Genomic DNA, 13,313 nt, shown 5'->3' with positions numbered 1-13,313 from the left:
ACTCAACTCCCCCTCCCCTGCATTTAAGCCAAATGTCTTATTCCAAAATTCGATAGTAGTTTATACGGCTACAAAATGAAAACAGCATTAACTTAAAATGAACAACACCCAATTTTTGCATCAATATTCATTGATAATTTTTCACTTTTGAGCCTTTTATTGCTTTGCTAGTCTGCACCACTTCAAATTTAGTAATCATAAAAACGTCTTTATTAGGCAAGGCACACACAATGAAAATAAAATTAGTATCGCTGGCGATTGCAGGTGTTTTAGCTACACCGAGTGTTTCAGCAATTGAAGTATTTAAGGATGAAAAAAATACAGTCGCTATTGGCGGTTATATTGATGCGCGAGTAATTAATACTCAAGGTCAAAATGAAGTGGTTAATGGTGCCTCACGAATTAATTTTGATTTTAAACGCCAATTAAAGAATGGCTGGGAAGCGCTGACCAAAATTGAATGGGGCGTAAACCCAGTTGGTAGTAGTGATATTGTGTATAACAACCGTTTTGAGTCAATTCAGGATGAGTTTTTATATAACCGTTTAGGCTATGCTGGTTTAAAGCACGACAAATACGGCCAAATTACCATTGGTAAACAATGGGGTGCATGGTTCGACGTAGTATATGCAACTAACTATAGCTATGTTTGGGATGGCAACGCCGCCGGTGTGTATACCTATAACAAAGACGACGGTGCTGTAAATGGTACTGGCCGTGGCGATAAAACATTGCAATACCGTAATAGTTACGGTGATTTTGATTTTAGCGTACAAACTCAGTTAAAAAACAGCGCATTTTACACTTGTGATGTAACGGATATTACAGAGTCACAATGCCAGGCTAATTTTGAATCGGGCGATACTGCTGCACAACAAGTTGAATTTAACTATACATTTGGTGGTGCAGTAACTTATAACGTGACTGATAAGCTAAAACTGACCGCGGGTATTAACCGCGGCGAGTTTGAATTAACTTATGGAGACGGAACAACTCGTTCAGTTGACGATTTAATTTACGGTGCGGGTGTTATTTGGGGCAATATTGATGCGCCAGGTTTATATGTAGCAGCTAATATAAACAAAAACGAAAACCACGATACAGATAACATTGGTCGCTTAATTGAAGATGCAATTGGTATTGAAACATTTGTGTCGTATCGTTTTGAAAACGATTTTAGACCATTTATTGCCTACAACTTGTTTGACGCTGGCGACGATTACGTTATTCAGCCAAATTTCAATGCTGATCCTAATGATGTATTTAAACGTCAATTTGCTGTTATTGGTGTTCATTACTTAATAGATGAAAACACCCAACTTTATGTAGAAGCACGTAAAGACTTTGGTGATTTTGAAAGTGATAATAAACAACAGCAAGCACAAATGGAACAGTCAGAAGATGACGGTATTGCTTTTGGTTTTAGATACGTTCTTTAATGGCCTGTTGAGCTTTCAAGCTTAAAATCGCAAAGCTAAACTTAAAGCCCTGCAAAATAGCAGGGCTTTTTTTATTGTTCTTGCAGAAGGTTTAACTACTTTCTCTTAAATGCTTTTTTTAACGCACGCGTCCCCTCTTTTGGCCCTAGAATAAGCCACAAAAAAACAACCCCACCTGGGACTAAAACTGCTTTTAGGATCGGGCCGAGAATAAAAGAATAAAAATAAATAAGTGGAATAAAAAGTACATAACCAATAACACGTTTGATAAACTCCATGTATCACCTTTAGATTAATTGAGCATGCTCACAAATTTAATTGAGCGCGCTCAGTTAATCAAGTGCTAATTTAGGCCCAACTTCCAACAAAGATATAAAGCGTTGAATAGTATGAGTAAAAAAGAAAAAACACGGGATAAAATTTTAGCTTCAGCATGGGAGCTTTTCTTATTACAAGGTTATGACCACACATCAACAAGGGAAATTGCTGTTGCAGCTAATGTGGCAGTGGGTACGGTGTTTAGCCATTTTGAAAATAAAATTGATTTGCTTATGGCAGGTATGCAGCAACAAATTGAAGTTATTATTGAGCAAGCAAAACAGTCAGATACTCAGCGACCTCCTCGATTAAAGTTACGCCACTACGCTCACCCCCTCTACTCCTTTTATTGTGAAAACAGTGAATTTAGTAAATTACTAATTAGCGACATTATTTGGCGTGCTGATTTTTTTAAAGCACAAATGGATGAATTTAAAAAACTGCTATTTAGTGAACAACCAGAATTTGATGAAACAAAAGCAAGTGTGATGATGGACTGCTATTTTATGACCCTGATCACAGGTTTAAACGACGAGCTACCTAATGCAGAAAGCATGCTAAGGCAATTGAGCAACAAAATTGCATTGTTGTAACGTCAATTAATAAAAGGCTTGAGTTTAATTCTGTGAAGTACTAAAACACTAATGGAAAATCCGATGTTAGCTGCAATCAACGTGTGTTATTTGAACATCTAAAGAATGACATTTTTGCTTCGATCTGGTTTTCCTGCGGCTACACAACTCACTTAATAAAACGCGTAGTATAATTAACAACAAACGATCAACGTACATAAATAAACCTACCTCTGGTTATCGTTCTTAAAATTAATCAATAGCTGAGATTGCCTTTAATATAAGTTTAGTATGATGTGTTCTTTTATCTATTACCCACCAGCAATAAATTCTAAATATGGCTATATTTAAATTAAAGCGGTCACTGATTAATTAAACGACGTGTTAGTTTGCGGGCTTAAGAACTCGGTATAATTTAATAGTGCTATATCTACACTCAGTGCAGGGTTTTGATTATGTTCAGCATTACTGTTAATTGTATTTCCCCATTTAAGCCAGCTGTTTGGATGTTTTGCTAAACTAGTAACTAAATTATTATATGCAGCTAACATTAGGGAATGTTCTGCCCCACCAACAGTGATATATAAAAATGTTGGCTGTTTTATACTATTCACGTTTGTTTTTAAAAACGTATCGAACCGTTTTGTCACTGTCATATCGTCATACCAAGCGGCTGGGCTAAAAACAAAATAAGCATTAAATAGCTGAGGCTTACTATGTAAAGTATATAGAGTAAAGCTCCCACCTGCAGAAAATCCTATTAACCCACGTTGACTAGTTAACTTATAATTAGCCGCTATATATGGCAGTAATTCTTGCTCTATAAAAGCTAAAAACAAATCAGCTTTACCAAAAAGTTCAGGCGAAGTTTCATTATTAGGTCGAGGATTTATATTAACGTCCTTCCTTGCATAAGGTGGTACAAGATCACGATTTCGAGTATCAGTAAAAAACTGATTAGGTATGGCAACTAAAATAGCCTCATTAAATATACTTTCTGGATTTAATGCTTTTAGCGCCTTATCCCAATTAGCTAAATTAAAATTGCCATCTGTTTTTATAAAAAGTGGATAAGCTTTAGTTTTATCATAATTGTTAGGTAATCTGATAAATATTTTTCGAGACTCTTCAAGTACTTTCGAATCTAGGGTTACATCAACAAACTCTGATACATCATTTTGATAATAACTAAACCCAATTGTTGCAACCCCAAATTCACCAACAGCAAACAACAGATTCAAAATAATCGTTTTTTTAATTCTCATGCGGGGCTCATTTTAGTTAATTGCTTATGCCATACACCACTATTAAGTTGCTGGTTAAATACAAAGCCAAGTTTAGTGAGTAAGTTATAACAGCGAACATTTTTACCATGAATTTCTGCGTATAGGTGCTCAATGTTTAATGAGCTATGCACCTCACTGATAAAGCCTTTAAGTACTTCATGCATTAAGCCTTGTTGCCAATAAAAAGGATCGAGCTCAAAGCCCAAATAAGCAGTTTTAGTCTGGTTATTAATGTTATACAGACCACAAGTACCAATGAGGTCGCCTAATATATTATGTTCAATCGCAAGCCGAACACCTTCACCTTGATAATAACTCGATATATCATCTTGAATTAACTGCTTAATATGCTCTTTATTAAGCGGCGCTTTATAATCATTAAATTCATAAACAAGGGGATTATTCAAAATATTTAATAGCGCTGCGCCATGTTTGTGAGTAATTAAACGAAGAGTTACACGGGGTAATTTTATACTTTTAAACATGCCTATGCCAAATAAAGTAAACGCGCTTTAAATAGCACTTTATAGAACGTCATTATTAACTTACCATATCGTATTAACAAGCATTAATTGAGATAAACTATGAGCGACAATTTTAAAGTAATACAACCAACTACTACTGTTTACTGCCCAAAACGTGGTGAAGGTTGGACCCTTACCGGCATTACTAATATTAATGAGTTTACATCGGTTATGTTTGATGGCGTTCGTTATACCTTACCAGCGAGAGAAATTGTTGAGCAGTTGTTACCTAACCAATTAGCGCGAGAACAGGAAAATAGCTAACTTAAACGTAATTTATTGCTTTAACCATATAAACACAGTTATCTGGTAATGTGCTTTTCTCTTGATTCGCCGCAACTATAAATCCTAGCTTTTTATAAGCCAAAACTGCTGCTAGGTTATTTTCATAAACAAACAATGAACTATCAGTAACATTTAAGTTTAATTGCCCATGTTTACATAGTTTTTTAATCAGGGGGGCAGCAATTCCCTCACCTCTACGCATTGGGTTTACTACTAAACGCGCCAAGTGACATTTGTTTTTTCGTTGATAATATTGCCCAAATGTTGTCCAACCAATACAAAAGAAGCAGAATCATCAAGGTTTAAGTCCTCAATAAACGTCTTCTTTGTAAATGGATACCTAAAATAAGGACCAGCCCATTGAGCTGTTTCATTTTGATTATTAAACCAGCTCATTAGCTCGATGATATGCGTATTATTAAGTGGTTGTAATGTCATTAAGATTACTTACTCCTTCAAAACGCCTCATCTTCACTGTATACATTTACATTAAGTTCATCGTTATCTTCAAATACGACAAACGAAATAGGCCTGCAACACACTTGGCAGTCTTCTATGTATTGCTCATCAATATCAGCCACATCAATTAATACTTCTATAGATTCGCCACAGTAAGGGCAACTAATCGACTTTTCGGTTAACTGGTTCATATCTTACCTACTATTCGTATGACTGTATGATCTCACTTTAGTAAACAACCTTATATAAGACAATGCTGGTAAAGTGACTTAATAATTCAAATTTAAACAGCGTTAGCTAAAATTTTGTTTAACTTAGATAAATCAATTAGTTTATATTGATCTTGCTGTAAAAAATAATCACATTGCCAACGTTGAGTGCTTTTTGCTGCGTTACTAAATACGCCTGAACCATTCAGAGCCCTACTTTCGCTCCAAGGTGGAAACACCCTAAAAGCCGTTTTTCCTTTACGGTTAGTACCTGTAACTATGCCTTTTTTAACTAACAACTCAACCGGAAATAAAAATAAACCACTTTGTATATTTGCTAATTGGTTATTAATAGTGGTTAATCCATCACTTACAACCGCTACTAATAAATAGTCAAACTCGTTGGTAAATGGGATTGGTTTAGAATTACTTCCATCCGCTGGCCGTTTCCATAGTGCTAAAAAAGCGCCCGGTCTATCGGGAGTAACTTTAGCTTTTCTGTAAATTATTCGCTTATGGTTTATAGTGAATGCAAATCCATGGTACTGAGCATTTTGACTATGAGGTATTAACTCATCAGCGTTTGGAAGTTTATACCCTAATGGAGTAAAGTTGTTTTGTAGAACGACTAACAATTCATCATACAAATTATCAGTCGTCATTAAACTTTTCATATATAGCATCCGTTTTATATAAAGTAAGTTCAAACCCTTCAGCCATTTTGTAATGAAAGAGTTTTTAAAGTTAGCGGGTCTTACTATACAAGTATTTATACATAACTACAGGTGATAAATTTTTATGAAACACACTTTAGCGCTAGCATTAACCTCTGTGGGGCTTTTGTTTAGCTCATTAACGTACGCTAAAACTGAACAAGCTATTTTAGCCGGAGGCTGTTTTTGGTGTATGGAAAGCGATTTTGAAAAACTCGAAGGTGTAACCGATGTGATCTCAGGTTTTACCGGCGGTGAACTTAAAAACCCTACCTACAATGGTAATCACCGCGGCCATTACGAAGCCGTTCTAGTTACCTACAACACTGACGTATTAAGCTATCAAGATATTTTAAACCATTACTGGGTTAACATTGACCCTTTTGACGCCAAAGGCCAGTTTTGTGATAAAGGCCCAAGCTACCGTAGCGCGATTTTTGTTGCTAATGAGCAACAGCGACAATTAGCTAAGCAATCTAAACAAGCTGTAGTTAACGAATTTCCTGATCAAACAGTGGTAACGCCAATTCTCGACGCTAAAACCTTTTACCCGATAAAAGGCGATGAAAGTTATCATCAAGATTACTATAAAAATAATCCTATTCGTTATAACACCTATCGCTGGCGCTGTGGTCGCGACAGTCGCCTAGAAGACATTTGGGGCGATAGAGTTACCCATTAAGTTTATTAAACCAAAAAGGCTGCAAAAAATGCAGCCTTATTAATATTTAAGCTATGATGATTTCTTTTTTACAGGAAACACCTTAAACCAAAATGCCATTTCAAAAACAAAGCCCGAAATAATAAAAATAAATAAGCCGGTAGTGCTACCGTATGAATAACACGCAATAGCGGCAATAATTAATGCAGCTAAAATCAACCATTTTATAAATACATTCATCTCTAATACCCTATTGGTTAATAATATAATTTGAATTAGCAACTATCAGTTATTTCTTGATTCTTTAATAAAGCGATATCTAAATTCAGACAAGTAACCGAGTACCATAACCAACATTGTAGAATTAAAATCACCATTAATAAGAAGCGTCCAAATATACTCTTTAGTATTAAAGCTGATGTATACGCTCATTACAAAAGCAACAATGCTACACCCCTTAAATGTCCATGAATATTCACCAAAAAAAGACTCAAACATACTTTTGTCAATAGGTTTATCTTCCATAATAACTCCTTGCATTTACGACGTTTTTTAATAAGTTTGCTTATCGTAATAGTTAGCTTATTGTGTGTCTATTATATCGTTAAAGTTAAATGTTACGGTTTGTTTCTGCATCGCTTTTATTATCAATAAGGGTTATTTGAAGAACCTTAAGTTACCAGTGTGTCCATACAAGTACATCCTAGCTTAAAACAAGTTACTAGATGATTTAATTCAAAGGTAAAATTTTTTGTTGCCACAAAAGGGACTAATGAGTACTTTAATTAAATAACTAGTTTTATAACCTAACCTAGTTATTAAGTACTAAATACAATTTCATACCTTAAATTTATACAGGAGATTTTCCTTGCTTGATATCATCGCGCTTTTTATAAAAGTAAATCATTACAAAACATTTAATGAAGCGTCAGTAAAGTTAAATATTCCTTTACCCACGTTACAAAGAAAAATAAAAAAACTTGAAGAAGACTTATCGTTAGCGTTGTTTTATCGTGAAAAAGGAAGGCTGCGATTAACAGAGCCTGGAAAGAGTTTCTATAGCCACTGCCTAGCCCATGTAGAAGGTTTACAAACTACGCTGTGCAATTTTAAGAACTTCAGTGAAAATAAAGTGAGTAAAATTAAACTAATAGCGCCGCAAAACTTTATAAAGAGTGTGTACTTCTCAGGCGTTATAAATCAATTCACATTACTTTATCCAAATATTAAGATTCATATGATGCTATCGGATGAACGCCTTGATTTAAAAGCCACTGAGTTTGATTTAGCCATTAGAATTGGAAAACTAGATAGCTCACAAAATATATGTAAAGTTATTAACCAAATGAGTTTTGTTTTAGCTTGTTCATCGAGTTTAATTGAGCAATATGGCATACCAAGTAATTTTGACGATTTAGCTAAACTACCCCACATATCGTGCTCGCCATTCGAAAACTGGTCCTTTAAAACAAATAAAAGTGAACAGGTAATTTTTAAACCTCAAGCCAACTTTATTTCTAACGATATAGAAATGTGTGCATTAGCTGCTATTGAAGGAAGAGGTGTTTATTATGGTCCAAAATATTGTTTATTACCGCATATAAAAGACCAAAGCCTAGTAGAGGTATTAACTCAGTACACACCCATTAAGCGAGATGTAAACCTGATATGGCCTGATAAACTAATTCCAAAAAGTACACGCTACTTAATCGATTTTTTAGAGCATTCTCTTAAAGGGATCAAAATGTAGATACCTCATCACTTATACTTTTATTAATTTTTTGTAATGTTTAAGCAACTAATATTTTTGAAAAACCAACTTTCATTTAAGTCTCTATAAAAAATTAGCTAGTTCTTTAGAATCAAAATCGGTCCAAAATTAGATTATTTAATTAGGGCCTAGTTTAAATATAATTTTTTAAAGGATGTAACTTAATGAAAAAAATATTACCCCTATTGCTTTTGTCACACACTAGTTTTGTAAGTGCCAACACAACGGCAATTTATCCAGATCAACTTAAAAATGAAAGCTTAGGCGCTGGATTATGCTCAGCTGATAATAGATTAATAACAAAGGCCGAAGCGCAAACCTACAGAAACGAGCTTATTAATAAAATGGGTAAGTGGCAAATAACGGGATTAGCTGATGGTTGGGTTATTATGGGCTCTGGCTACGCAGGTGAAATAAAACAAGGGTCTGCTGCAAATTCTTGGTGCTACCCTACCGATCCCATTAATGAAATTCCTACATTAAGTCCAGTAAAAGTATCCCCTGGCAGTCAAAGCCAAATTAAATGGGACTTAGTAAATCAAAAAGAGAGTTTTATAAAACCCCTTTCATACCTTGCTCACACAATGGGATTTGCGTGGGTTGGTGGAAATCGTTCAAGCTATGTTGGTGATGACATGGAGGTGACCAAAACGGGCTCAGGATGGAAAATACAAGGTTACAACGGTGGCAGTTGTGATGGTTATCGATGTGACGAGAAAACAGCGATTACCGTATCTGACTTCGAATATGTGATGGATAACGAATCATATAAAATAACAGGTGATATTGTTACTGCTGACAAAGAACTAATTAAAACGTTATCAGTCCCTGCAGTGAATGACACTTCAGCAGCTCAAATATCTGTCGTTACAATTGAATACGATGCAGCAACCAATTGGTCAAAAACCAATGACTACAGTATTTCAGAATCTGTTACCCTTGAAAACACATGGAAGTCCCCTTCTGTTACTGGTGGATCAGACACTTCATTATCTGTCACAATCGCAGCGGAGCAAGCTTGGGGAACAAGTAACGGCGGCTCTGAAGCCGAACGTGTTGTTGTACAGGCAAGAGCCAATGTACCAGCATACACACAGCTTAATGCAAAGGTCGATTTGTTTAAATCATCAATATCGTATCCTTATGCATTTGATGCAGATATTACCTATAACCTATCAATAGATGGCTTTATGCGATGGGGAGGCAATGCTTTATTAACTCACCCAGAAAACAGACCTGATGAAACAGCTAATTTTGTAATTGGTCGTTGGGCAGGTCAAGAAAAAAGCATTGAGTATCAATGGGAACACCGCTATATACCAGGTGAGAATAAAAAATGGGATTGGCCTTGGATGATACAACAAACAAGCTTATCAACAATGCAATACTATTTAAGTCATGTTTTAAGACCTAAAAAAACAACCCTAACAGGCCACTTTTATGCACAAAGTCAATTTGCTGGTAGCGTTTATTTTGGTGACGAAACACCACTTGTCACCAACCAAAGAAGTAAGCGAAGCATTTCAACGAGTGAATACTCTAGTGCTGAAAAGTTAAAAAAAGAGTTTGAAGATGCTGGTTTTAAAAATGTAATTGTTAATATTGAAATGATTGATTTATAAATCCCCGCGGGCTCTCATAATGAGAGCCCTATTTTATCAGTTAAAACTAAAAATATAATTATTACCCACCTCTTTTACTGTTCACTTTAATAGAAAACACATTCAGCTAAACCAACTTCGCCTTTAGTTTATTTAAAAGTTATGCTTTGATGCACTAATAAAAGGTTTAATCTCTTGAGTCTACTAACTAGATTTCAGTACAACATAATTATAAAAATAATAAGAGAACACAATGACAAAAAATACAAACAATAGCGTAGTAATACTCAGTGCGGTTCGTACCGCAATTGGTGGCTTTGGTGGCAGCCTTAGAGATTTTAGCCCCGCTGAGCTTGGCACACTGTGCGCAAAAGAAGCACTAACCAGATCTCAGCTTACCCCTGACCAAATTGGCACATGTGTGGTAGGCAAAGTTATTCATAACGGCCCAAAAGACGCTTACCTATCAAGGGTCATTGGACTAGATGCTGGGTTACCTATAAGCAGCCACGCTGTAACGCTTAATCGCTTATGTGGCTCTGGCCTTGAAGCCATTATACAAGCGGCACAACAAATTCAATTAGGTGATGTAGATGCAGCCCTTGCTGGCGGAGCAGAAAGCATGAGTAGCTCTGCCTATACCCTCGAAAGTAATCGCTGGGGGCAAAAAATGGGTAATAGCACTATGGTTGATGAGCTTACCACGACCTTACAAGACCCATGGGATAATAACCCGATGGGAATAACTGCTGAAAACATCGCAGAAAAATATTCAATTAGCCGTCAGCAGCAAGACGAGTATGCAGCAAACAGCCATCATAAAGCTGCAAAAGCCATTGCTGCAGGTCATTTTAAACAGCAAATACTCCCTGTAGAAATCAAGTCGCGAAAAGGGACGCACATTTTTGACACCGACGAACATGTTCGCGCCGATACCACAGTCGATAAACTTGCAACTTTAAAGCCCTACTTTAAAAAAGATGGCACCGTTACCGCAGCAAGCTCATCAGGTATAAACGATGGTGCAGCCATGTTGGTACTTATGTCAGAGCAAAAAGCAAATGACCAAGGCTTAAAACCGCTCGCTCGTTTAGTGAGTTATGCCAGAGCAGGCGTTGATCCTACTTTAATGGGTATCGGCCCTATTCCTGCAGTACAACAGGTATTTGAAAAAACAGGCTTAACCATCGACGATATAGATGTGATTGAGTCTAACGAGGCCTTTGCAGTACAAGCACTGTGCGTTGCTAACGAATTAAACTTTCCTGCCCATAAGGTAAACCCGAATGGCGGCGCCATTGCCTTAGGCCACCCTGTAGGCGCAACAGGTGCAATTTTATCAACTAAATGCTTGTACGAACTTAAACGAATTCAAGGTAAATATGGGTTAGTCACAATGTGTATTGGTGGCGGGCAAGGCATTGCAGCCATTTTTGAAGCGCTTTAGTTTTAAGTTTGTAACAGCTGCTTTATATCACATTAGGTTTAAACATAAGGGCTCCATTCACTAGGAGAACCAACAGACGCTTTGCTTTTAGAGGAAAAACAGGGAGCAAAGCGCTGCTACACCTTATTGCTTAACAACAAAAAGCTTGCCTCAAACGTTGGCAAAACTCTCGTCTACAAAACGTGTTTTATAGTTAACCTTCTTACGCCTACTAAAACACCACCAAATGAGATTAAAAATAATATTGGTAAAAACAGTAATGTTTGTGTGTTATCTAGGTTTATAGCTGGGCTGCCAATAACTGCCAGCGTATTAATTAACAGCAGTATTAAGCTTGATTGCAGATAGCCCTTGTAACCTATAGCCCCTGCAAACAACAGCATAATAAATGAACCTGATATTGCAGGCGTAAAAGGTGCCGCAGCGAGTAACATACAAACAAACGAAAATATAACAGCACATCCAATTATTACTTTAAACATAACAACCTCCTTGATAAATGGCTTTAAATCCACCAGCTATTTATAACTGTATTACTAAAAATCGTATTCCCCCTAAGGGCCCAAAACTAATTTTTAGTTTATTAATAACCTCAATATAAAAACTACCTATTCCCAAACTGCCGTTCACAGGGCTCTCCGTCTTTATCACCGTCCATTTTAGTATTTGGGCAATGTTGAATAAAAAATAATGCCTCTGCATACGAGGTCATTTGGCTACAATGTTGGCGGCCATCACAGCGAAATGCTTGCTGTGTTTTAGTAAGTGAGTTTGAACTCGCGGGCATAAATGACTCTAAATTAGCGTTAGTCACTACAGGTGTTTGCTTGGTATTTAAAAAACCGGTTTTATACACGCTAAAGCTAATACTAACAATAATACCAAACGTTATGAGTTTCATTAAAGGTGAGTTTTTACGTGCGGTTTTACTTATTCTAACCGGCCTTGTTGAAGTGTTTATGTGTGGTTGTGCTAATACGCCCTCAATACGGCAATTTACAGCTTTAGTTTTACCGTTGGGATCAGTCGCTACCTCAAAGTAAATAATGTCGCCCACTTTAGGTTTACGGCTCATGTGTTTGAGCGATGAAATGTGTATAAAGGTATCGTGTTGCAGTGTGGTTGATTTAATAAAGCCAAAGCCTTTATCGTCATTCCACGATTTTAATAATCCTTTGTTCATCCTTGAAACATCCATTTAATAGTTGTTAATTTTACACCCGTTTTAAAAGAGGCTCAAAACCAAGCACACCTTGGCGAGCCCACCTACAACCATAGTTTTCCTTATTGACTAACTCATTTTGCAAAAAAGCGTATTTTTGCTTCTTTTAATGTGCTTAAAAATACAGAAAACGCACAAATACCGCCCACCATAAATACAATTTGAAAACTAGATAGTGACGAGAAACTAAATTGCTGAGAATACATGTACTGCCCAAGTAACTGTGCAAAGGTAAACACGCCTAAAATAATTAACAATGGGCACACAACTAGCGTAAACCAAAACCAAATACGTTTAATACCTTTCATAATTGATACCTTCCATAAAAAATCCTTTTCCCTAATTTGACTTAGAAATTAATTAGCCAGTGAACCACCAGCATTTTAAAAGCAGCTTATAAGGTTGCCGCATGAACTTGATGTCTGAAGTCAAGATTTGACCCCTATGGTTTTAGTCCTTTTAATTGACTTGTTATATGCCGTAGTCTCGTTCTACTTTAGATATACGCACTTTAAAGGAAGCATACCAAGATTTACGCCCAGTTTTTTGAGCCTCTAAATGCTCAGAGTTTGCCTTCCAATTCTTAATTGAATCTAAATCTGCCCAGTAAGAAACTGTTATTCCCACATCTTCTCTAGCGGATTCTACACCAAGAAAGCCAGGTTGTTGCTCTGCTAACTCAACCATTCTATTGGCCATTTCACCGTAACCATTGTCACCTTCTGTTCGTGTCGAGGTGAAAATGACAGCATAATATGGTGGTTTAGGCGTATTCGCGATAACTGACATTTGTGCTCCTAGGCATA

The 13,313-nt window shown here is 36.4% G+C and carries 20 protein-coding genes; 7 read left to right on the top strand and 13 right to left on the bottom strand.

Going from position 1 to position 13,313, the window contains the following annotated elements; all coding sequences use genetic code 11:
• Window positions 1-230 precede the first annotated feature (230 nt).
• On the top strand, window positions 231-1,439 hold the full coding sequence (locus AC27JR_RS14575; RefSeq protein ID WP_076919506.1) for a porin: 1,209 nt from the start codon (window positions 231-233) through the stop codon (window positions 1,437-1,439).
• Window positions 1,440-1,534: 95 nt separating this feature from the next.
• Here the strand turns inward: AC27JR_RS14575 and AC27JR_RS14570 are convergent, their stop codons facing one another.
• Complete coding sequence (locus AC27JR_RS14570) at window positions 1,535-1,717, bottom strand: hypothetical protein (RefSeq protein ID WP_010390016.1); 183 nt, start codon at window positions 1,715-1,717, stop codon at window positions 1,535-1,537.
• 111 nt (window positions 1,718-1,828) lie between these two features.
• Between AC27JR_RS14570 and AC27JR_RS14565 the strand changes: the two genes are divergently transcribed.
• Window positions 1,829-2,350 carry a TetR/AcrR family transcriptional regulator gene (locus AC27JR_RS14565; protein WP_076919505.1) on the top strand — a complete coding sequence of 174 codons (522 nt, stop codon included), beginning with the start codon at window positions 1,829-1,831 and terminating at the stop codon, window positions 2,348-2,350.
• 347 nt (window positions 2,351-2,697) lie between these two features.
• Here AC27JR_RS14565 and AC27JR_RS14560 read toward each other — a convergent pair whose 3' ends face one another.
• Together AC27JR_RS14560 and AC27JR_RS14555 are read right to left on the bottom strand one after the other, a co-directional pair.
• Window positions 2,698-3,594, bottom strand: coding sequence for an alpha/beta hydrolase (locus AC27JR_RS14560; protein ID WP_487173986.1), 897 nt, complete (start codon window positions 3,592-3,594; stop codon window positions 2,698-2,700).
• Entirely contained in the window at window positions 3,591-4,100 is a 510-nt protein-coding gene (locus tag AC27JR_RS14555; protein ID WP_487173985.1) for a GNAT family N-acetyltransferase, read from the bottom strand. Before AC27JR_RS14555 ends, AC27JR_RS14560 begins: the two co-directional genes overlap by 4 nt.
• Window positions 4,101-4,199: 99 nt before the next feature.
• Here AC27JR_RS14555 and AC27JR_RS14550 point away from each other — a divergent pair, with 99 nt between their 5' ends.
• The gene (locus AC27JR_RS14550; protein ID WP_487173984.1) at window positions 4,200-4,403 is read left to right on the top strand and encodes a hypothetical protein; all 204 of its coding nucleotides are present in this window, start codon (window positions 4,200-4,202) and stop codon (window positions 4,401-4,403) included.
• A gap of 1 nt (window position 4,404) precedes the next feature.
• On the opposite strand, the gene AC27JR_RS14545 is transcribed toward AC27JR_RS14550, so the two are convergent.
• The 4 genes from AC27JR_RS14545 to AC27JR_RS14530 form a co-directional block, all read right to left on the bottom strand.
• Window positions 4,405-4,650 (bottom strand): GNAT family N-acetyltransferase, encoded by a 246-nt coding sequence (locus AC27JR_RS14545; RefSeq protein WP_487173983.1) that lies wholly within the window; start codon window positions 4,648-4,650, stop codon window positions 4,405-4,407.
• Window positions 4,638-4,862: a hypothetical protein gene (locus AC27JR_RS14540; protein WP_487173982.1), complete on the bottom strand. Its 225-nt coding sequence runs from the start codon at window positions 4,860-4,862 to the stop codon at window positions 4,638-4,640. Before AC27JR_RS14540 ends, AC27JR_RS14545 begins: the two co-directional genes overlap by 13 nt.
• A gap of 17 nt (window positions 4,863-4,879) precedes the next feature.
• Window positions 4,880-5,074 carry a CPXCG motif-containing cysteine-rich protein gene (locus AC27JR_RS14535; protein WP_054200950.1) on the bottom strand — a complete coding sequence of 65 codons (195 nt, stop codon included), beginning with the start codon at window positions 5,072-5,074 and terminating at the stop codon, window positions 4,880-4,882.
• Window positions 5,075-5,166: 92 nt separating this feature from the next.
• The gene (locus AC27JR_RS14530) at window positions 5,167-5,766 is read right to left on the bottom strand and encodes a MepB family protein (RefSeq protein WP_487173981.1); all 600 of its coding nucleotides are present in this window, start codon (window positions 5,764-5,766) and stop codon (window positions 5,167-5,169) included.
• Window positions 5,767-5,890: 124 nt separating this feature from the next.
• On the opposite strand from AC27JR_RS14530, the gene msrA reads away from it, so the two are divergent.
• Window positions 5,891-6,487, top strand: coding sequence for a peptide-methionine (S)-S-oxide reductase MsrA (gene msrA / locus AC27JR_RS14525; RefSeq protein WP_131691050.1), 597 nt, complete (start codon window positions 5,891-5,893; stop codon window positions 6,485-6,487).
• 51 nt (window positions 6,488-6,538) lie between these two features.
• On the opposite strand, the gene AC27JR_RS14520 is transcribed toward msrA, so the two are convergent.
• Both AC27JR_RS14520 and AC27JR_RS14515 read right to left on the bottom strand, forming a co-directional pair.
• A complete protein-coding gene (locus tag AC27JR_RS14520; protein WP_487173980.1) occupies window positions 6,539-6,706 on the bottom strand; it encodes a hypothetical protein in 168 nt (55 codons plus the stop codon).
• Window positions 6,707-6,751: 45 nt separating this feature from the next.
• Window positions 6,752-6,991 carry a hypothetical protein gene (locus AC27JR_RS14515; RefSeq protein WP_008464905.1) on the bottom strand — a complete coding sequence of 80 codons (240 nt, stop codon included), beginning with the start codon at window positions 6,989-6,991 and terminating at the stop codon, window positions 6,752-6,754.
• Between the two features lie 343 nt (window positions 6,992-7,334).
• On the opposite strand from AC27JR_RS14515, the gene AC27JR_RS14510 reads away from it, so the two are divergent.
• The 3 genes from AC27JR_RS14510 to bktB all read left to right on the top strand — a co-directional run bounded on the left by AC27JR_RS14510 (window position 7,335) and on the right by bktB (window position 11,285).
• Complete coding sequence (locus AC27JR_RS14510; protein WP_487173979.1) at window positions 7,335-8,216, top strand: LysR family transcriptional regulator; 882 nt, start codon at window positions 7,335-7,337, stop codon at window positions 8,214-8,216.
• Window positions 8,217-8,401: 185 nt separating this feature from the next.
• Window positions 8,402-9,859 (top strand): aerolysin family beta-barrel pore-forming toxin, encoded by a 1,458-nt coding sequence (locus AC27JR_RS14505; RefSeq protein WP_487173978.1) that lies wholly within the window; start codon window positions 8,402-8,404, stop codon window positions 9,857-9,859.
• Window positions 9,860-10,091: 232 nt separating this feature from the next.
• Window positions 10,092-11,285, top strand: coding sequence for a beta-ketothiolase BktB (bktB, locus tag AC27JR_RS14500; protein WP_487173977.1), 1,194 nt, complete (start codon window positions 10,092-10,094; stop codon window positions 11,283-11,285).
• Window positions 11,286-11,458: 173 nt separating this feature from the next.
• On the opposite strand, the gene AC27JR_RS14495 is transcribed toward bktB, so the two are convergent.
• From AC27JR_RS14495 to AC27JR_RS14480, 4 genes are all read right to left on the bottom strand, one after another.
• Entirely contained in the window at window positions 11,459-11,767 is a 309-nt protein-coding gene (locus tag AC27JR_RS14495; protein ID WP_487173976.1) for a DUF6419 family natural product biosynthesis protein, read from the bottom strand.
• A 122-nt stretch (window positions 11,768-11,889) separates the two neighbouring features.
• Complete coding sequence (locus tag AC27JR_RS14490) at window positions 11,890-12,468, bottom strand: cold shock domain-containing protein (RefSeq protein WP_487173975.1); 579 nt, start codon at window positions 12,466-12,468, stop codon at window positions 11,890-11,892.
• 113 nt (window positions 12,469-12,581) lie between these two features.
• The gene (locus AC27JR_RS14485) at window positions 12,582-12,815 is read right to left on the bottom strand and encodes a hypothetical protein (protein ID WP_487173974.1); all 234 of its coding nucleotides are present in this window, start codon (window positions 12,813-12,815) and stop codon (window positions 12,582-12,584) included.
• Window positions 12,816-12,978: 163 nt separating this feature from the next.
• Entirely contained in the window at window positions 12,979-13,296 is a 318-nt protein-coding gene (locus tag AC27JR_RS14480) for an antibiotic biosynthesis monooxygenase family protein (protein WP_138620993.1), read from the bottom strand.
• Window positions 13,297-13,313: the final 17 nt, after the last annotated feature.

It is taken from the genome of Pseudoalteromonas sp. NH0006-26 (genome assembly GCF_057552415.1).
This window is presented reverse-complemented; position numbering and strand designations above follow the sequence as displayed.